We start from the raw sequence: 20,520 nt of genomic DNA, 5'->3' as shown, positions 1-20,520 counted from the left end.
GCCCGTGGTTTCACCTGGTCGGCCAGGCAGGCTCAATTGGTTTGTGGGCCGCGCCCGCGATGCGCGGTGATGCGGTTGTAAATGTTGGGTGCAGTGACCGCCATTTCTTTGCTGATCTCCGGGACTGAGTAGCCTTTGTCATAGAGATGTTGCAAGAAAGCGTCTTGGTCACGCCGGGCAAGCTGGCCGTAAAAGCCGCGATTTATTTCTTTCTGGATGCCTGAGAAAAAGCCAAACATAGGGACCTCTGTATTCGACTCGCGTCATGTTGATGGTGTGAGGAGAAGGCGTGGCTTGGGCCGCTCCTTCTGTATGCAAGCCCCTTGTAAAACCCGGATTTGGAGTCTGAGTGAGCTAGCCGGTTGCAGGTTATTCACTCTGCTGCTTATCGGCCATCCCAACCTGGGTAGCACCCAGCATGGTGTGATTTATGCGAACAGACGAATACACGGATGACGAAGTCGAGACAAAGGACAAGTGGGACAAACTGTTCTGGATTGAGCTCGCTAAGCGCAAAGAGCGCTTGGTAACCGGGGATGCACACCGGATGCTTGTTCAATTGCATGATCAAATAGCCCAGGCCATCGATACCCCCGGCCAAGTGATGGATGAGCCCATCGAAGGCATAAGGGGGGCTGCGATCCTTTTGGACGCGTTTCAGTGGCAGTACGACCCGGCTGATGAGGCTGATGATGAACACCAGGCTCAGTTGTTGCGGGACACGATGAATCGCTTCGAAAGCCAGATTGATGAAGTTTGGTCAAGGTTGCAGTTCACGCGGGGCTTCCGACTTGCCGACCTGGCCGTAGAAAACGAACTTGAGCTGATGTGGGATTGGTGGGTATTCATCAACTCTTCAGCCGGGCGTGAGGAAATGGGTATCACCACCGGAAAGTTCTCATACCATGGCAAGCAGAGCCGAATGGACGAGGACCATGAGCCGCCACGGATGATTGAGGTCCATACGTTCTATAACCGCCCCGGGCAGTCTCCCATCCCTGTTTCCAATCGCAGTGTCAGGAGCTTCACCACTGACGTGGATGAAGTGATCATCAACGGCAAACGGGTCACCGATAGTGTAATTGTGGTGTTTGACTCCGAAACTCCAGCGCCATCCAGAAGGGAAATCGTGAACGCCGCTTATTCCGGCAGAGGAATGATTCGTGCACGGCGTTTAGCGGATGCCAGTGCAAAAGGCGATTACGTCAGACTGCAACGCTTGCTCGACGAACCGTCGCCGGCCACGGATTTTGTCGACTTATTCGAGCCTGTACAGGCGCATAAATTGTTCAAGACACTCACCAGCGTTGCGCCGTTGATTCGAGGGCTATTCGCCTGGGATCTTCACCATGACCAGGGACTCAGCAAAGCGCAGGCCTGCCGAGTTACGGCGGAAAAACTACCTGGAATGGGCACTACCCCACGCAGCGTCAACAATGCGCTTATCTCGGTGGGAGAAAAGATCAACGGCTACCAACCTGAGCAATTGCCTTGGATTTTTCAACGCTTTGGCGATTGAGGGTTCCGTCGCCGGAACCCGGTCGCGTTGAGCTAGGCAGCGCCGTATTGGGCGATACGCCGTTGTGCCAGCGCCTCGCCCTCGGCCTGCGTCGCCGCGGTTTCATAACGAATGCCAAAGGCTTGTTCGCCCATCTTGCCCATGGCATCGAAATGCGCACGACGCGCCTCATCGGCAAGCACGCTGATCAAGCTGATACACAAATGGCCAAAGGCCTCCTTGTGCGTCTTCAACCACAGGCTGCGCAGCTTGCGGTCGGCGTGGGCTTCGTCGTCCCCAGGTTCCAGGTAGATCAACACAAAGGGTACGCCATGGGCCATGACGGCCTCGATTTCGGCTTGCCACTGTGCACCGTAGCCCGGTACGACCACATCGTTGCGCACGATGCAAAGTGGAAAGCGGCTGATGTCGTGAACGGTAAAAGGGTGAATATCCAACGGCATGGCTAATCTCGATCCAGGTAATTAAGGGCTTATTCAGCGCGGCGGGTGTTGCGGAGCTTCTGACAGCCAGCCCAATAGCTGCGTGCGTTGCTGACGCAGGAAAAAGTGCCCGCCGTATACCAGGCGCCAGTCGAAACCGGCTGCTGCGTGCCGTTTCCAGCGGCGCGCGGCTTCCACCGTGACCAGGTGATCATCGCTGGCGGCAATCATCGCCATCGGCACCGCCAGGGTCGTATCGGCTGCTACGCAGTAGCCTTCCGACAAGGCACTGTCGTTACGCAGGATGGGGGTGAGGGTACGCATCATCTGTTCATCAGCGAGGATCTGTTCCGGCGTGCCGCCCAGGTGTCGGACTTCGGCGGCGAAATCCTCCTCGCTGTAGTCCGACACTTTGCGCTGGATCGGCAAACTCGGCGCCGGACATGCCATCAGGAACAGCAACTGCGCGTGGCGCCCCTCGCTGGCCAAGGCCCGCGCCACTTCGAAGGCGGCTTTGCATCCCAGGCTGCAACCCAGCAATGCCCAGGGTTTGTCGGTGTAGGGCCGGATCGCATCGACGAGCTGGCGCACCAGTTGCGTCATGTCCTGAATGCTGGGCTCGGCCGGGTCCAGGTAGGTTTGCAGATGCAGCACAAACGGCACACCGGCAATGCGCCCTTGCAGCGAACGAAACGGCCACGGCTCTTGCCCCTCAGGCTCAGGCAGCGGCAAGGGTGCAGAACAACTAAACGCCCCGTGAGTACCCGGCCCACCGAGCGCACGCAGCACGATGTCCAGGCTCGAATACAGCGATTGCAGGCTGGTGGTGATTTCCACAAACGCCGGCCGACGTTGCCCCGCGCTTTGTCGGGCGTAATCAATAAAGCGCTGACCCGCTGGCAAGTGCGGGTAGAAGCTGTTGACGTGATAACGCCGGCCGTGCAGCGCGGCGATGCCTTGCAAAGACATCAGCCCGCGGTTGTGACCTGGTCGATGAACAGCCGCTCGACCTGAGCGGGATATATGGTTTTGCCGGACTTGAATTCGTATCGAGCGATCAAGTCAGCCTCGGTGGCAGCTGGATCGATCTTCACGAATTCGGGCTTAGGCAGCTCGCGCATACGGCACCTCGGTCATTTGCTCAAGGCCATCAGCCATGCGCCACAGTACTTTCAGGGTGAGATGAGACGCATCGATCTGCACCTGGACTTGGATCACCAACACTTGGGTCTCCCAGCGACGAATAGCTTCTATCGTTTCGCGGACCAGGTAAGGCGTGACGCGGTTATGCGGCCAGTCAATATAAAGGTGCAGGTCACTCCCGAATTCGGGCCGGTGCGCGTCGCTGCCCTTGGAGGTCGCCAGGATGATCCGGATGGACTGGTCGATATCGCGCAAGCCCTCTACCACGTCACCGGACGTACCGAGGGCGGGCTGCCAGTGGGCGGCGGCTCCTACTCAGCCCGTACGTCAACGTATGTTCCAAGGCCGGTTACAAGGGGTATAACTACCAGAGTACAAGGCGGGTGACCCGGAACATGCCTTCCAAAGGTAGCGGTGCGGAGCGATGTGATGAGTTCCAGAGCATGGCGATGGGTTCGCAAGAGCCTTTTTGGCTGCGTCGGGCTGGCCTTGATGGTCGCGCCACTGTGCGCCAGCGCCGATGCCAAGGCAGTGGGCCAGCCACAGCTCGTGCGAGCGGACAGCATAGGCGCGATGCGGATCCGGGTGTTCACTTTCGTCTACAAGGGGAAACGTCAATATGTGAGCCGGCGCCCCGAAGGCATCTCCGCACGGGTCGATGTCCTTGATCTCTATTACATCAAGGGCTGCTACCTGTGCATGGCACCGAAGGATTTTAAGGTCGCCTCACTGCGTTTGGACACCCAATCTTATCGGCGCGAAATCGAAGCCGCTGCGGGTTTATATGGTGTCGACAGGGCGCTGGTTCGCGCGGTGATACATGCCGAATCGGCGTTTCGCCCCAACGCCATTTCCGTCGCCGGTGCCCAGGGGCTGATGCAGTTGATGCCCGCCACCGCCGAGCGCTTCGCCGTGGATAACCCGTTTGATGCACGGCAGAACATCCGTGGCGGCGTGCGTTACCTGGCCTGGCTGCTCAAGCGCTTCAACGGCAACCAGATGCTGGCGTTGGCAGGTTACAACGCGGGTGAGGCGTCCGTGGTCGAGTACAACGGGGTGCCTCCTTACGCCGAGACGCAAACCTACGTCACCCGCGTGCAGTCGTTGGCCGAGCGCTATCGCAAACAGCCTTGAAACAGCGCGGGAAGCTTCAAATCAAGGCAAGAGCATCACGCCAATGGAGGATTTTGATCGGCGCTCCTATCAATTTTCTTTAGTCGTTCTTCAAGGTAGGCCCACAGCAGTGACTCGTAGCTTTCTCGTTTTTCATCAGGTTTCTTGTCTTGTGGTGGGTGCCCCGAACCAAAGAGTAATTGCCCGATGTTTAGCCCCAGTTGTCGGTAGCTTTCAAACTGAGCCTCGTTGAAGAACTGATCAATGGTGGGTTCATTTGGAAACGATGGGTGAGTGACCGAGTAGAAACGTACATCGTCACTCATGCGGGGAATTATATTGGGCTTGATGACCAGTAAAACGCACACCAGCTTCCTGGGTTTAGAGTCCTCGTCGCGATTGAACACATTGAAAAGTAACGCGCACTGATCATCAGCCAATTTTGAGTCGTTGGTTTTATCTTCTCGCACGGTTCCTGTTAAAAAATCTTCGTACTTGCCGAGTACATTGTTGAGTTCCTTGAAACGATAGTGATCGAGATAGCCTTTGTCGGCCTCAATCTCCAGGTTCAGGTCCAGGCGGGCCAAGCGAATAAGATTGGCCAAATCCTCAAAACGGTATTCCGGATCAGCCCCACAATCGCAGAGCACAATCAGATCCAGACGCCGTCCTGGACGGAGTAGTTCGTACGCAGCGGTGTTCTCAAAATGCCCACCATCGGAGAGGTACTGATAGTCCCGTTGCAGGCCATGAAAGGTGGCAGTGAGTTCATTGAACAGGTAATAGGGGGTAGGCAAGCATTTCGCCAACCAAGGACCTTTTCTGGAATCGCGTTTTCCCTCGGGGTCGTTCTTGTTCGCGAAATTTGCCGGCCACCAAGTGCCAAGCCTGACGTTGGCAAGCCCGCACACCAGAGATGTACCTAGCGATGTTGTACGCCCCAGACCGGTGCTGAATGCCGCTCCCGAAGTAGCAATCCAGTGACCGAGGGTCAAGGGCTGGTCGGCTTCGCTGAGCAGCTCCTTTTTCTCCACCCGATCCCGGGGTTCCCCGTCGAGGATAAAGCGGTACGAGACGGATTGCGACGCGCCCGTAGCGTATATGCCGGGGGCGATACACAATGGCAGCCCCTTACGGTCCCGCTGCACCAGTTGACCGACCGGGTCGGAGGTAAGGTTTACCGTGACATTGATCAGGTGCAGTGGCGCCAGGGAGTTAGCGCCGTAATAGTCCTCCAGTGAAAGGTCATCTCCTGGTAAGGGGTCGCTGACACTCAACTTATGCTTGCGGGTTTCCTCGTCCTTCGACCATGCGAAACGAAAGCCATTGGACGCGCCGAGGTACGCTCTGGTGAGGCGTGCGGAATAAAACGCCTGCAAGGAGGAAAGATTGAGAAAACCGATAAATAATCCACCGACAACGACAAGCACTGTGGCAATACCCAGGAGAATCCAGGAGCCCAGCTCATGAATAGCTGAGCATTGCCAATAGCATTGCTCCGTCAAAAGCCAGTGCAGCAGAATACCCCAGGACAACACCACTAAACTAAGCATTGCCCCTCCCAACACCATCGCCAACCAGGGTAAAGGAAGTTTCAGCAATGGATTTTTTTCAACCCGTTCGTCCAGCAGCCCAGCAACCGTCCGGGTAACCCAGACAATGCCGGCCAATACTGCTGCAGGGCTCAGCGACCACCACTGCGACGTTGACGAAAACCACTGGTAAAGCGCACGCGACAATTCGAACGCCGCCACCATCAAACCGACGACCAGCAGCAACTGGAGGGTTTTGGACAAGCGCTTGGTGATGTTCACCCTGAAAGCACGCAGAGTCGGCAGCTCGACGGGGGTACGGTAGGCCGTCCATATAGCCCACCCCATGGCGCAGGCCATCACCGGTATGGCCAGTTGCAGAGTCCCTAACAATTTGTCGGGCAATGCGTCCTTGTAGTGCCATACCAGGCCGCCAAAAATCGCCATTATGAACGCACACGATTTTAGCGCCGTGTTATTAATCACAGGCTTATCTGTTTCTGCATCTTTCTTCGAGTAGAACAGCCAGAATGCCAACACATTCGGAGTTAACCAAATCAGCGCTACCAACGCAGGCAATAACCAAAGCGAAGTTAGTAAGGCGGGTGTCTGCCGGTCAAAGATATCTTGCGGTATATACGCTTTCATCAACAGCTGAATCACATTCAGCAGCGCCAAGGTGAAAAGTATTGGCATGCCGATAACGAAGTGCAAGGAAATCCAGTTGCGGATGGCTAGTGCAATGCCATAGAACAGGTCGCCCGCACCTGAGGAAGTTAAATATCGACCGTTCTCTCGTAGCCAGGCTGTTGGGGCATCGCCGACGTCCTTCTTTTCATAATTGATACCGCTGTGGATTCTGCCCGGCGGCTCAAATCGCAAGACCTCGTATGCATTTATTGCGGCCATCCGGGCTGAATCTTTTTCAGCGGATTCCGCATCGGTTTGCTGTGTTCTGGTTTCGGTCTGACTTGGGCGGGGGATGTAGGGCCGCAACCGACCACTTTGGAACAGGCTGCAAAAGAACGCACCAATGTAGCCACCGCCACTGACCGTGGAGAGGTAGTCAAAGTGTGGGAGCAGATGCCCCTCTGTAGCATCTCCTGAATAGGCTGCTCGGGTTGCGGGTGGCTTGGCCCTGGCCATAGCCTGCAGTATACCCAGGCAAAACGTCGCGCTACGGATACCTCCGCCAGATAACGCAAGCCCCCAAAGTGTGCTTTGCTTGCTGCCAGTCCCTAGTGGAACGCGGGTCTCCAAGACTCGCCTACGGGCGCGGATACGAACTATCTCTGCCTTGTACTGCTCCTCGCCAGGGTCAACATCACTTTTGGTTAATGGATCCTCGTCACCGTCGACCCCGTCGCTTTTCATCGAGTGTCACTCCCTTATGCAGGTGCTCCTCTACAGCGGGAAGTAAAGCAGGGCCATACCAAACTGCAATCAAGTTGTCATTTAGTGCGAGCAAGTTGTATCACAAATGAAACAGTACGCCGTTACAAACTATTGAATTCTGAAAATTCCGCGAGCGTGTTCTTGCGTTTCCCAGCCTCTGAGCTAACGTGCTCAAAACAATCTAGATGTTATCAATGTTAGCGAAGGCTACCCGACCGGCGCGAGCGGAAAGGAATCATCATGTTTGGTTCATTTATTGTCGAACTGATGGTGGGGCTACTGGCAACGTTTGCCCTGCTTGGCTTATGTGCAACCACACTCACAGAAGTATTCCAGACGTATATAAAATCGATACGCGCCAAGAACTTGCAATTGTGTTTAGAACAATTGTTCATGCCCAGTGTCGGAGCAAGTACAGGCACCGATTCTTTCTACCGGCTTCTCGTTGATCACCCCCTGATCCAGTCAATGTCCCCTCCGGGCAAGCAACCCAGTTACCTACCCAGCACGCTGATTGCCGACGCTGTCATCGACCTGTTGCTGCGTGCCGACGGCGCGGCGCGGGACAAGCAGCAGGTAAATGAGTTGCTGGCCTATATCGAGCAGCAAGTCGAGCGTGTCGAGCCAGAAGCGCTGCGGTCGCTGTTGCGGTTTTACCTGACCAAGGCACAGATTCAGGCCGAAAACTCGGTGCAGTTGCTCACGCAGTTCAAGCTGGAGATCGCGCAATGGATTGATGCCGGCATGGAGCGTGCGGAAGGTTGGTCGAAGCGCTATGCCAAGGCCTTGTCGTTGATCATTTCCGTGGTTTTGTGCGCTTCGCTGAACATCAATGCTATTGAAGTCGCCCGTGCGCTGGCCATCGACCCTGAGCTGCGCCGAACGCTGTTCGATCAGGCCCACAAGTACGACGCGCAGTTGCCAAGCGAATGGGCCACGGCCTGTGAGCAGAACAAACTGCCCGCTCAGTGCCGTTTCGAGGAGGCGCGTGATTCGTTGGTCACCTCCCTGAACATCGGCTGGGAACATCCGCCAGCGTTCTTGAACCTGCCGCTTTCCTTAAAGGCGTTCGGGATGTTGCCGTACTGGATGACAGGTGTGGGGGTGTCGGCGTTGGCGGCGTCTATGGGTGGAGATTACTGGTACAAGCTGCTGTCTTCGGTCATCCGATTGACAGGGCCACCGCCGGCCAAGTCCGGGCCAGCCAAAGACTGACGGTAACGCTCTTACGTGGTGTTCATCCTATTGCCAGAGGATATCGGAGATGCCAGCAGATTTCGTGGCGCAATGGAACAAGCATGTCGAGCGCGTGGAGTCGGGGCTCTTGAATGTCCGCAGAAGCAGCGCAATCAGCCTGATGCCGATCGTGGAGAGGGTGGCGGGCAAGCCAACCGTATTGAATGTACACATGGACTTGAACAATACGGTGACATTGGTTTTGACGGCCGATTCGAATGCGGCCGTCAGAGAAGATACAGCCGTCCTGCAAACGCTGACACTAAAGAAGAACACGCCACCGGTTACGATTGACGGTGTCGAATTCACCTTTGCCGAAACCGGCCATGCGGCCTACCTGGAGATCTACGAGAAGACCGAGTACTTCTCCAGGATCAGGTTGAGCCTGAGCAGTTTTACCTTATCGCCGGTCTTTCCCAAGTTCCGTGAGTTGCACACGGCATTGAGAAACCTGTCCGGAAAGGAAGTGGACAAGGAGTGGGATACCTTCGTCGGGGTATCCAGCCGAATGGACAGCTACAAGCCCACTGTCGCCTCTCCCGATTTTTACCTGGAACTGGTCTATGAGAACCGCTCCATGGCACGCGATGCGGTCTGGCTCATGACCCTGGTTGCAGGGGCGCCGCCCGGCGCGCAGGCCGGTAACTTCCCCGTGCAGGTGACCCATTCGCCCTTTTCCATTTCCCGGTTCGGTAAGCCGGTCATCGACCCTGAGGCCGGAGAAATCCAGGCGCAGTGGTTGAGCAACGATCCCGAGGGTGCGCAATGGCGCTTTGCCGTAGAGACCGTGGCCTTGCAGTTCCCGCCCCAGGCCATTGGCGAAGCCATGGAGCGAGGGCAGCGATTCTGGGGTGCCGGGCAGGCTTCGCCAATCGATGATGCCAAGCCGGTGCAGCAACGCTTCTCGCGTTGCACCACGCTCACCGTCCGACCGTCGCGCTTGCCGCGTCGCTATACGGTACACCCCGTCGACCTGTTTTCTACCCTCAAGGATGCGCAGCTTGAGCGCATGACCACAGAAGTGGGCTACCCCCTGGAGCTGACCTACGCCCGCACCGAGCGCTCCACCCAGACGGTGGTGATCAGCGAAGTCGGCGCGATGATGGGCAGGCCGACAATCGCCCTGGCGCCCGTGGTCACGACTACTCAAAGCGTGCCCGGCTGGTTGTTCGATGCCTTGAGCGACGGGCTGGCACGCTGGTGCGCGGCCCAGATGAAACAGGGACTTGCGCTACGGGATACCTATGTCCTGCTGCGTCGCCAGCACCTGGCTAACCGGGCGACGTTCAGCAATCGCCTGGCCGTGTTCGTGCTCAAGGATGCTGCGCATGCGGATAAACCCTTGAACCTGATCGAAGACCTCAGTGCTCAGTTGCGCTCGACGAACGAAGGCGCCGGCCCGGTCTATCCGCTGGCAATCGACCGGCTGCCGGAGGGTTTCGACCAAGAGCCTTGGGTCAGTGCGTTCCTTGGCGCGCCCGGCAATGTCGACAACGCCAGACGGCTGCCTATCGGATTGCTGTACACCGTGGAATTTGCCTCGGAGCTGCGCGGCGTGTTGAGAAACCCCGTCACCGACTCAGTCGTTTTAACAGATCTGTCCCTTTCGGCACTGGGCGCCAGCGGCAACGTCAAGGCGTCGTTCGACAATGACCGCACCACCTTCGAAATCAGCAGCAGCGACGGGCAGGCGTGGCGAATCGTGAAAAGCCGGATCGGTCGCATCGCCGCAGCCTGGAACCGGGCACGGCATGTCGTGGTGTATGGCCGCAGCACCGTGCCGAGCCGTCAATTCCTCGACGAGCAGGGCAGCGCTGCGCACCAGGGGCGACCCTTGCTGCGCAAGATCGAGGAATACATCGAGATCATAGAACCCAACCGGATCTTCAGCGCCGAGGGCTCATCGGCAAGCAACAAGTGCGGCTGCCTGCACTCGTTCTGTTTTGCCACGCAGCGGATCTATGTCAATGGTGCCTGGGGGCGTGACCTGGATGACCACAGCGGCTACCAGATCCCCCTGTACAACCCGGACGATAGCAGTGGCTTCTATGTGAAGCCGTGGCTCGGGCCAGTGGCGTTCGATGCCAACGAGGCGCTGGTCAATCACTGGCATGAGCATCCGCAGGACGTTTACTTCTACTCCAACTCGGAAAAGGACACCCACAGCGACCCCGACCAGTGGCCGGCGGTAGCAGGGGTCGATTACCAGACTAAGCCCACATTCACCAATGCAGCGCCGGCGGTCTCCGCGAGTTTCCTGCTGGGGCGCAAGATCGTCCCGGACTACACGCTGGCAGTGGTGGAAGATCCGCGTTTCAGCATGCGCGTCACCCCCCAGGGGCAGGCCAACATCGCGCATGGGCGCAGTGACAAGGGGCTGCTCGCGGCTCTGCAAACCGTGCACATCGAACGCACCAGCGCAACCTCGCGGGTAGACCTCCAGTCGCCAGATTTTCCCCAGGCCGACGCGAACAATCTACGTCAGGCCGTGGGCGACGCCGCAGAGGCAAGAAGCATCGAGGCGGTGGTCAACTCGCTGCTCAAGGACATCCAGAGCCTACGGACATTCATTAATGCCGGTGACTGCGACACCTTCAAGGCGCGGCTCAAGGCACAGATCGACCTGGCCTTCGGCGACGCCGAGAAGTCGGTGACCCAGGTATCGGAACGTGCCGGTAAGTTGACGACGCAATCGGACGCACTGGCCGACGCGCAGATCAAGGGCTTCGAGCATTGGCTCGATCAGACGCTGAACGGGGCCGGTTTCAAGGCCGCTGTCAGAGACCTGGCCGACCAGCAATTGCAGACGCTGCGGCAACTGGTGGATCAGCTGGACCCGGCCAACCCTGCCAATTTCAAGGTCATGAAGGTTTTTCTGCGCCAGGAACTGGCGGCACTCAATGCATCCGTTCTGCGCCTGATCGATCCGCTGCGCGGCATCGGCCGCACATTGCATCGATATGCCTCGGTAGTCGACGACGCACTGGCAGGGCGCCCGTTGGTTAGCGCAATTGCGGATGCACGTACGACCATCGATACCTTTCTGAATGGAGTGCCAGCCGAGCAACGCCAGGCCATTGAGGGTTGGATTGCGCCCACCAGGCAAACGCTCGATGCCCTTGTACAACTGATCGGGCCAATCAAGCAGCAACTCGATGCAGTGCAGCGTCACAACAGCCAGGTAGTGCTGGGCGCATTGGCCATGTGTCTGCGTCAGTGGGTCGTCGAGGGTGAAACGACGCTGCACGATGCGAGCAAAGCCCTGGAAGATTTCGCGACCCAGATCAACGGCATCGAGGTGGACAAGTCGCTTCGCGGGGCCTACGAGCGATCACTCAAGCCCTTGCTGGAAACGCTCAGTCTGCGCGCGTCCGGGTTCGAGCAAGCCGCGAAAGAAACCTGCATGCCCCTGTATCACGCCGCAAAGGCTGTCGTGGGTTTGCGCCAGACCTTGATAAAACGGACTCCCGGCACGTGGGTAACCCTGAAACGGGTCAAGCAACAGCTCGATGTCATCGACCCGTCGGGCGCGGTAGCCGATATTCAACTGGCCGTTCGCGAGCTGGATAACCGGATTGGCAATTTGCAGGACTACTGCACCGGCAAAACCGACCCAAGCTTCCCTGGCCAGTACGACGCGGCCTTTTCTCAGCTCGACACGGTGATCCGCAGTACGGTCGCGGATTTGAAAGCCAGACTCGTCATCATCAAGACCGACGCGATGACAGCGATCGAGGGTGGCAAGACCGGTGTCATCAACGCGTTGACAAGCAAGAAAATAGAGTTGTACGCGCTGGTCGATGCGCTCGATTGCACGGCATTGGACGCATTCCAGGCGTTTTCCAAGTCCATGCAGGCCAGTATCGAGCAGACCGCAGCGAACCTGCGCGACCAGATGACCGCCAGTGCCGAGGCACTGATGAACGAGGTGACCCAGCACTATGCCGAGGCGGCAAGCAAGGTCGCCGAGGCGCTTCCGGGGGCGCTGGGGGGCGCCAGCGCAGCGCTCAAGTCGATCAGGATGCTGATCGAGCCCCCGCAGATTCCGCATTTCAGCATTAACACGCGTCAGATCGAATGCATCTTCGATGACATCAGCACTCAGATACAGACATCGCCGTTCGTGGCTCGCCTGCATGAACTGGAAGGGGGCATCCGCGATTTGGGCATGGCGCTGCCTGTGCAGGGGTTTCAGGACAGCCTGAAAATGCTGCAGCTCAAAGGCAATCGTTTCGGCGATGTGATCAAGCAGGCGGGCATCGATTTCGAGTCGTTGCTGAAGAAGTTCCAGTTACCCACGCTGCCGGAAAGCGCCATCCGTTTCTCCCACCAGGTCGATGCGCAGAAACGCACGGCCAGCGCACGGGTCGACATCGATCACACCTTCGCCAGCACTGAGCAGTTGTTCGACATCGCCGGGTTCAGCATGGACGTGCGCAAGCCGCGCCTGCAAGCCAACTCCCGGGTCGAGGCGAGCGAGAGCCAGACAGTGACGCGTACGCAGGCACGCTTCGGCGGCGACTGGATCATGAATTTTGGTGGTCAGCCGCTGGTGACCTTCCGTGACGCCAACGTGCAGTACAGCGACAGTGGTGGTTTCACCTTTGACCTGGACCCCAGGAACGTCCAGCCGCACCCGGCGCTACTGTTCATCACCCAGGTGTTCCAGGCCAAGATGCCCAAGCTGCCGGAAGGCGTAAAGATCGAGAAGGACAGCGCCGGGCAACCGATCGGCGTCAGCATGGCGCAGGAGAGCACTGTCGGTCCTTACGAGTTTGGCTCGCTGTCGATTGGTGAGGCGACGATCAAGTCTGCCTTCGCCGTGCGTGTCGTCAACGGGCAGATGTCGGTGGTCAGCGCCTTTGATCTGGGGACCTCGAAGTCGCCGGTGTTTATGCAGGTGGGGCCTTATGGCGGCGGAGGTTGGCTGAACGCCCGCGCGGGGCTTGAGCCGCAAGGCGCAAACAAGGAGCTGGCGGTCAACTATGTCGCGTCCATGGCGGTGTCGGTCGGCTCGACGCGCAGCTTCACCCTGGCCAGTGTCGCGACCGGATCCTATGCCATTCGACTTTACCTGGAGGCGACGCTGAGCTCCAACGGTGGCAGCCGGGTCGCCGTTGGCCTGATGGTCAATGGCTCGGCGCGCCTGTTGGGCTACTTGAACGCCTACCTGTCATTGGCGCTGGAGGTCGAGCACAGCGGGGGCTCGATGCAAGGACGGGGCAGGATCGATGTCGAGATCGAGATCTGCTGGTGCTACAGCGTTCGCATCAGCCGCTCGGTGAAACAGTCTATCTAGGGGGAAACCGACATGCCGGAATTGGCACACTTCAGGTGGTTGTTACACGGCAACGATGAAGGCCCGACGCTTGATGCAAGTGAGCATGCCTACTCAGTGAACTGGGTCATGCCGCATGGTGACTTCAACCCCCCGGCAGATCCCGTCAGCATCGGGGCGCAATTCTGGAACGAGCTGGGCCAACTGATCTGGCCCTGGGAAACAGAGCTGGTGGGCTGGCATGCGGTGGATGTCAACCGGGTCATTACCGCGCTTGCACCGTCGGCCATGAGCGCGGCGCCGACCGACCCGTCCGGTATTCAGGCGCGGATAAGGGAGCAGATACAGTCTCGCTGTGCCGGTTGCACGAAGCCGTTCGATCTACCGGATGACGACGACACGCATCAAGGCGCGCGGCCTGAACCGAACAGGCTACCAACCGAGTTCGCGCCATTGACCCATTTGCCAGCGGGCATTTCCGGGACGGTCCTGGGCATGACCAGAACACTGAGGGTTCCCGTGCCGCAGCAGGCGGGCATTCAATGGCTGGTGCCTGAACTCAAGGCGCATGTGGGGGGCGAGCTGTGGTCATTGCGGCCACAAACGGTAACAGGGCCTGCGGGAAGCAGCATCATCGACGTGGAATATGCATTCACCGCCGACGCCCCCGTCGCCGGCGCGCCCGCTGTCATCCCTGGCTTCGCCTTTTCGATCAGAACCAACCGCCTGGAGGCACCGGATATCAGGATCAAGGCGGCCCAGGCCCAGGGCGGCCTGCTGAATGAGGCGGCGCAGACTGGTGCGGTTGCGCCGTCGATCTGTCCGCTGGCCATCTTCGCCCAGCCGGGTCAGACAAAGGCGAGTGTGTGGGACGAATTTCTTGCGCTCTGGCAGGTGTTACCCACCATCGACATGGCGCAGCCCGCGTCAGACAACAACAGCTATCTAAAACTTCCGCTGGGTGCCTGCATGCAGCGAATGATGGGCGTAGGGGATCTGCGGCGTGGGGTCAGGTGTATCAACAACGTACCGCAATCCTATGTATCGAACTTATGGGAGCAATTATCGAAGCAGGATCTTACCGGCCTGACGATCGACGCCATTCGTGGGTATCAGCCCGTCAACGTACTCGCGGTGTTGGCAGAGACGTTCGCAAATGCGGGGGACCCGGTGCTGGTCGAGGCGGAAGGTGAGCAAGGGCGCAAGGCATTTGAAACCCTGAAGGCCTTGCACCAGGCATTGAAGCCTCTACTTGTGGCCATTGAGCAATTGAAGCCCCAAGGGGCGGAGACGCTCGGCACGCCGAATGCGTCCGCTGTGATCCGGGCGATCGGGCAGTGCATGGCCGACGCCCAGGCTGCACGCTTTCTGTTTGCCGCCTGGCTTTCGATGTGGGCCAAGGACTGTTTCAAGGTGAACGATCCGGCATTTTTCCATAGGCTGTGCCTGAAGCTCCTGGAACAGATGAGCGCACCGGAAGCCGGGCAGTTGATGCTTTTCCCCTTGCTGCAGAACATCGATTCGCCTAACCGGGTCACTACCGAGGCGCAGTTAACCGAGATAGAGACCTGGACGGCAAGCGGAAAGTGGGAAGATCTCGAGGCCCTGTATGCGAGCGAAGCGCTCAGGCTGCTCAGTGGCGCGCCTCAAGGGTATACGCCAACGCCTGAGGTGATCGTGCTGTTCACCAACGCCCTGCAAAAGGCCCGTCCGCCAAGCAAGCCGACACTGCCGGAGGACCTTGACCTTGCGATTCGGATCGAGGTCGACACCTTGGCTCCCGACAAGGTCAACAAGCAACTGCGGGGGTACGCTATTGCTCTGGGGGCAGGCTATGCCGGTGCTGCTTCGCTGGTTGACCGGGCGCTGGGCTGCGACTGGATCACCGATGTGGCCTGCCGGGTCAAGCAAGCCGATGGCAAGTGGAAGATCATTGGCGACGAAAAGACGCCCAATCGTTATCACGAGACAGTCGGTGCAACCCGTGAAGGAGGACGCGAGGTCGTCAGTTTCAACTACGAAGGGGTGCCCATTTGTGCGCGCCTTGACGAGGACTTGCCGGTAAACGGGCGATCCGCCGAGGATGACCCCGACGGCGTCCTTGCGCTGGACTTCTTCTGGTCCAGGGAACGTCGGCTTGAGTCCTCGTCCCCGGGCGGTTCCGACTGGCCGCCCCGGCTGGCTTATGGTGTGAACTACGTGGCGGCTGTTACACCGATTGGCAATGCCGGCAAAGTACTGGATGAGCACTGTGCCGACGAGCAGGACGACAGGCGGCTCAAGGTCGCCGAGGATGTGCTTGAGCACTATTCGCCCCAGCCGTTTCCCTTCCTGTGCAGGGTTGTTCCCGGTGTACCGTTGCTATCGCTGAAGAATCCCGCGGACCCGGGGCAATGCTTTCGCTATAGCAATGAAACCCGTGCGCACCTGCACCTGGGGCTGCAAGGGCGGTCCGCCCCCATAGCGTTGATCCGACCGAAGGAGCCCGGTGGTAATGCACTGTGGAAGGGAGGGCTGGACACAGTCGCCTTCAAGATACGTGGGCCCGACGCCACACCGAAAGTGATCGACCGCTGGCTGCAGGCGGATTGGTCAGCATTGACGGCTAACAGGAAGGACAAATGCGATGAGCTGAGTCGCTCCGAGGTCGCCGACAAGGTGCTGGAGCAGCAGAAAGCCCTGCTGAAGCCATTTGCCGAACAGTCCGGGATCACGGTGCGCCCACGACACCCAGCTGTCCGGGCCTTTGGGGTGGAGGTGCAATTCTTCGATGCCAAGGGCATCCAGCAGACGAAGTCAAAACATCGGTTGAGCCCATCGGTGGGCGTGAAGGATGGCTACATCGGTGATGCCAACCTCATCGTAACGTATGGGAGCATCAGCTCAGCGAGCGTCGCGGGCGGGAAAGACCTGACCATTACCCTGGCAGCAGGGTGGTTCGTGCAAGTGAAGTGCTCCAGCCTGGTGCTCCTGGACTTCTGCAAAGGACCGCTGCAACGCATGGATGACGTTGGCGATCCACAGGACTGGGTAGAGTCGTCACCCCCCAATGGCTTGAAGTTCCGCTATTACGGTACCTATGAACATTGGTTCGAGTGTGCCCGCAACCCTGACTGGAGTACTGCCGGGTCGATGTTCTCCGACTTGCTGGCGCAGACCCGCGTGAGCAAGGTCGACAACGAAATTCGTGCTGTCGTCACACCGGCCGCTGCGCCGACTCAAGGCGTGCTGGCAGAGCTGCTGTGCGGGCTGTACATCCAGCGCCACGAATGGCACTGGACGGGTTACCCGCTGGCCTTCGCGCGGGGGACTTTGGGTGATGGCACGTTGGAAGCGTGGAGCGGCCCCTTTATCGGCACCGAGTCATGGCGTGACGACGTGACCTGCCGCTTCGCCGAAGAGGTGAACCAGCAGGGCGACCTGTGCATTGCTTTAAACAAGCCGCAAACACTCTCCGGGTATCGGATCACCCCCGAGCATGGGGCCAAGTACGCCGCCTGCCTGATGCGTCCGATCTGGCGTTTTGAGGGCTGGAGGATCGTCGACAAACCCTTTATCGACCAGCAGTTGGGGCGGGGCGGGCTGATCCCGGCAAGGGTGCGCTGGGAGGATCCGGCGTTGCGCCTTCCGCCACCTCGGGTCAAGGTGGCGTTGCCCCTGACGCGTACCTTCAAGCCCGACCTGCGGTCAGGTGCAGTCAACTGGACGGCGACGGCCAATGGCAGTGTCCTGGTTCTGGAGGACGTGATCTATCGGACAGACCCCGGGGCACGCTTCGGTGGCGTCAGCGAAACCATCGAGGTTGAACTGGAGGCTACACATGTCAACGGGGTCTATGAAATAGGCGCCAACCCGATCTTCCACGCCGGCAACAAGAATGGCCCCCTGGGCTCGCCGACCTTGTTACCGTACCCCAGCACCTACGGCCTTGGCACGGGCACGAAGGGAGATGACAAGACACAGCCTTACCGTGTGCAAGACTGGGGTATCGAGGCAAGTGCTCCCTTCGGCCTGACCTATGATCTGGATCGCAATGCCAAGGTCGCGCAGACCGCCATCATTGTTCGTCCCACGGGCACGGATGTTTTCCAGTACTGGGTGATGGCCAAGGTCCGCCTGCGGCGGATGCTCGACCCGGCCACGCAATGGACCCAGCCGGAGGCATTGCCCATCCACTCGCAGTCCCCCAACGAATTCGAGTGGTCGATACGTCGACGGCCGGAAGGCACGCATTGGGTGCCTCACGATTGGTGCCTGGACCTGCCAATCGGCAGCAGCATTGATCAGCTCACAGTGGCGGGGCGGGGGCTGCTTGAGCAGATCGCCCCCGCCCCCCAACGCGATGACCAGCGACTGATCGGCAGCTGGCACATGGGGATGTGGTCAGGTAACGCCGAAAGCCTGTGGGGTTTGCAGATCCTGTTGCAGGCCTTGCAAGACGGCGCCTGGAAAACCGTGCGCATCCATTCGCCGCAGGAAACGGGTATCTACCTCCCGACCAGTGAATGCATAAGCGACACCCCTGTGCCAATCACACTAGTGCGTCAAGGGGCGCCAAATCTTGATCCCGCCCTGCGGCGGGTGCTGTTGAGTGACTACAGTGAATCGCACTGGCTGACGTTCATCGGCATGTCGTATCGCAGCCTGACCTTCGCCAACGAAAGCTACTGGCTTGAACTTTACCCGGATACGCAGCGCTTGAAGCTGAGCCGAACCAGCACCGCGAGAAGCAGCGACGCCGCCAAGCAGAAAGAAGACATTTCCCGGGACTTGATACTCAACCCGGTAGAGGCAAGTGACTTCAATGGCAGTGCCGAGGAGCGCGTGCAAGCAGAAGACAACAGCTTCCACTTGCTCCTGCTGTTCGAGCGCATCAAGGACGTTGCCGCACCGGATGGCGCGATACCCTTGGGGGCGCTGAAGGCAGTCTACAAACCCTCGCGTGCAAAGATCAGCGGCGCTGCCCCTTATCCACCGATAGTGTTCACGCCGTTCATGGAGTCGGTACCTGCCTGGAACATGAGCAATGCCAGCAACCTCGTCGGGTACATCTACCGATTCCACCGGGCGGTGGGTGATGACGGTGCATGGCCGGCCATTCGCCACTGGACTGACCTGGTCAAGTACATGTTTCCCGATCCGGCCGCACAAGTAGAAGCCCGTGTGCGTTGGACACCGGAGTTCATCGGGCCGATTGCAGTGCTCAAGGACTCGCAATGGCAGGACCTCGATCAGAGCTTCATCGCGTCCAGACCGATACGGATTAATGCGGATGGTGTCTTTCAGAGCGCCAAGGTGTTGGTCGACCCTGACTGCGGCTGGTGCCTGTCGAGTTCGGCCGCGTCCGTGCCGGCATTCTTCAAGGATCGAACCAGCGGGCCTTGCCGCCTGGTTCAAATACAGGGTCGGCCGGTGCTGGAGCTGCTGGCCGCAGGGAACTGCCTGTTGGCGCGTTTGTACGACTGGGCTGGGCGCTCTGCAGTGACCACGGCAACTGAAGGGCAGGTGTTTGATACCAATGGTAAGGACTGGGCTGCTACGTGGAAGGGATGAAGCGCTGGTACAGGTTTAGGTCAATGAGAGAAATGTTTCGCCAAACCAATGTATAGAAGGTGACGTCATGCCCCAGGATATTCGCTTGAACAAATTCGCCGGTGGCCCCTCGGACGCAGACCCCAAGGCCTATGTGGTCATCACGACGAAGGACAAGTGGTTGACGGGACCTTGGGCCCGAACGGCTGCGACCTTACAGGGGTTTCCATCATCGGGGCGATGGATCTACGTTCCCGATGCTGGCGGTGTGGTGCTGGAAGACGGCGACGGAAAACTCGTCTGTACCTTGGAAGGCCTCGTGCCGGGGAATACAGATCAGGTAGGCATGGTCGATGTTGTTCTCACGGATGCGCTTCCTTACGGCCACGCTCAATGGAATCTTCAGACGTAGGGGCGACGAAGTGGGTGTAGGAGCCGGCTTGCCGGCGATGACGTCCGCAAGGCCGATGTAACGTTCATTGGCCTCATCGCTGGCAAGCTGAACTGGTCAAGTAAAAGTGGACACCGTTTTAGGTTTGACGACGCCAGTTTCTCCATGGCTACAGGCGACCGATAGTCGTTGTAGCTGTGGAGCCTGACGTTGTTGTAACGCAGCACGTAGCGCTGCAAGTAAGCCATTGCTTCAGGCTCCGAGTCATAGCCGCCCTCGGGTACCCATTCCGACTTCAGACTTCCAAAGAATCGCTCCATGGGCGCATTGTCCCAGCACTCACCTTTACGGCTCATGCTCTGCTTGATGCCCAAGCTGGCCAGTTCTTCCCTGAATTCATGGCTGGTGTATTGGCAGCCTTGATCCGAGTGGAACATCACGCTAGCTGGCTTTCCTCTCAGCTCCGCCGCCATGCGAAGTGCCTTGCTTGCCAGCGTTGCATCGGCGATCAAGGAAAACGGCCACCCGACGATACGTCTGGCAAACAAATCCATGACCGCTGCGAAATACAGCCAGCGCTTGCCTAGCTGGATGTACGTCACATCTCCGCACCAGACCTGGTTCATCGCCGTTACGTCAAACTGCCGCTTTAGCTCATCCGGAGCCACCAAGGCCTCCACACCGGTGGATCGGTAGCGATGGCGCCGCCGTTGACGGCTCACGATCTGCGCTTCCTTCATCAAGTTGGCAGCCATGAAGCGGCCGACCTGATGGCCTTTATTCTGCCGCTCACGAGACAGAGTTCTGGCACCTGCGAAGCCTCGTGAAGCCTTGTGCAACTGAACCAAAGCCCCTTTAAGCGCCTCACGGTGTGGATCGACTTTTCCCTGCCGTTTACGCCAGGCATAAAAGCTGCTGCGGTTGACTTCGAACACCCGGGCAGCAGTCCGCTATGCCAT

The 20,520-nt window shown here is 58.7% G+C and carries 12 protein-coding genes and 1 pseudogene; 6 read left to right on the top strand and 7 right to left on the bottom strand.

Annotated features, from left to right (window positions below; genetic code table 11):
- Nucleotides 1-32: 32 nt before the first annotated feature.
- Nucleotides 33-239, bottom strand: a complete 207-nt coding sequence (locus OC605_RS10730; RefSeq protein ID WP_057010985.1) for a sigma-70 region 4 domain-containing protein — start codon at nucleotides 237-239, stop codon at nucleotides 33-35.
- Between the two features lie 191 nt (nucleotides 240-430).
- Between OC605_RS10730 and OC605_RS10725 the strand changes: the two genes are divergently transcribed.
- The gene (locus tag OC605_RS10725) at nucleotides 431-1,519 is read left to right on the top strand and encodes a hypothetical protein (protein WP_262137006.1); all 1,089 of its coding nucleotides are present in this window, start codon (nucleotides 431-433) and stop codon (nucleotides 1,517-1,519) included.
- Between the two features lie 32 nt (nucleotides 1,520-1,551).
- Here OC605_RS10725 and OC605_RS10720 read toward each other — a convergent pair whose 3' ends face one another.
- The 4 genes from OC605_RS10720 to OC605_RS10705 are packed head-to-tail and all read right to left on the bottom strand — an operon-like array spanning nucleotide 1,552 to nucleotide 3,339.
- Complete coding sequence (locus OC605_RS10720) at nucleotides 1,552-1,962, bottom strand: GntR family transcriptional regulator (RefSeq protein WP_262137004.1); 411 nt, start codon at nucleotides 1,960-1,962, stop codon at nucleotides 1,552-1,554.
- Between the two features lie 33 nt (nucleotides 1,963-1,995).
- Nucleotides 1,996-2,910, bottom strand: a complete 915-nt coding sequence (locus OC605_RS10715) for a thioesterase domain-containing protein (protein WP_262137002.1) — start codon at nucleotides 2,908-2,910, stop codon at nucleotides 1,996-1,998.
- Entirely contained in the window at nucleotides 2,910-3,062 is a 153-nt protein-coding gene (locus OC605_RS10710; RefSeq protein ID WP_262137000.1) for a hypothetical protein, read from the bottom strand. The genes OC605_RS10715 and OC605_RS10710 overlap by 1 nt, the downstream gene beginning before the upstream one ends.
- Entirely contained in the window at nucleotides 3,046-3,339 is a 294-nt protein-coding gene (locus OC605_RS10705) for a GPW/gp25 family protein (RefSeq protein ID WP_262136998.1), read from the bottom strand. Before OC605_RS10705 ends, OC605_RS10710 begins: the two co-directional genes overlap by 17 nt.
- 174 nt (nucleotides 3,340-3,513) lie before the next feature.
- On the opposite strand from OC605_RS10705, the gene OC605_RS10700 reads away from it, so the two are divergent.
- Nucleotides 3,514-4,218, top strand: a complete 705-nt coding sequence (locus OC605_RS10700; protein ID WP_262136996.1) for a lytic transglycosylase domain-containing protein — start codon at nucleotides 3,514-3,516, stop codon at nucleotides 4,216-4,218.
- A gap of 35 nt (nucleotides 4,219-4,253) precedes the next feature.
- On the opposite strand, the gene OC605_RS10695 is transcribed toward OC605_RS10700, so the two are convergent.
- A complete protein-coding gene (locus OC605_RS10695) occupies nucleotides 4,254-7,103 on the bottom strand; it encodes a hypothetical protein (protein ID WP_262136994.1) in 2,850 nt (949 codons plus the stop codon).
- Between the two features lie 261 nt (nucleotides 7,104-7,364).
- Between OC605_RS10695 and OC605_RS10690 the strand changes: the two genes are divergently transcribed.
- The 4 genes from OC605_RS10690 (at nucleotide 7,365) to OC605_RS10675 (ending at nucleotide 19,582) form a co-directional block, all read left to right on the top strand.
- Entirely contained in the window at nucleotides 7,365-8,339 is a 975-nt protein-coding gene (locus tag OC605_RS10690) for a hypothetical protein (protein WP_262136992.1), read from the top strand.
- Between the two features lie 49 nt (nucleotides 8,340-8,388).
- Nucleotides 8,389-13,659, top strand: coding sequence for a hypothetical protein (locus OC605_RS10685; RefSeq protein WP_262136991.1), 5,271 nt, complete (start codon nucleotides 8,389-8,391; stop codon nucleotides 13,657-13,659).
- A 12-nt stretch (nucleotides 13,660-13,671) separates the two neighbouring features.
- Complete coding sequence (locus OC605_RS10680; protein WP_262136989.1) at nucleotides 13,672-19,191, top strand: hypothetical protein; 5,520 nt, start codon at nucleotides 13,672-13,674, stop codon at nucleotides 19,189-19,191.
- A 67-nt stretch (nucleotides 19,192-19,258) separates the two neighbouring features.
- The gene (locus tag OC605_RS10675; RefSeq protein WP_262136987.1) at nucleotides 19,259-19,582 is read left to right on the top strand and encodes a hypothetical protein; all 324 of its coding nucleotides are present in this window, start codon (nucleotides 19,259-19,261) and stop codon (nucleotides 19,580-19,582) included.
- Here the strand turns inward: OC605_RS10675 and OC605_RS10670 are convergent.
- Nucleotides 19,573-20,499 (bottom strand): annotated as a pseudogene (locus OC605_RS10670) (IS3 family transposase); the annotation flags it as partial. The gene OC605_RS10675 and the pseudogene OC605_RS10670 sit on opposite strands and share 10 nt — an antisense overlap.
- Nucleotides 20,500-20,520 lie beyond the last annotated feature (21 nt).

The sequence above is a fragment of the Pseudomonas sp. Marseille-Q5117 genome, assembly GCF_946901175.1.
In the GTDB taxonomy this organism is placed as follows: domain Bacteria; phylum Pseudomonadota; class Gammaproteobacteria; order Pseudomonadales; family Pseudomonadaceae; genus Aquipseudomonas; species Aquipseudomonas iranensis.
This window is presented reverse-complemented; position numbering and strand designations above follow the sequence as displayed.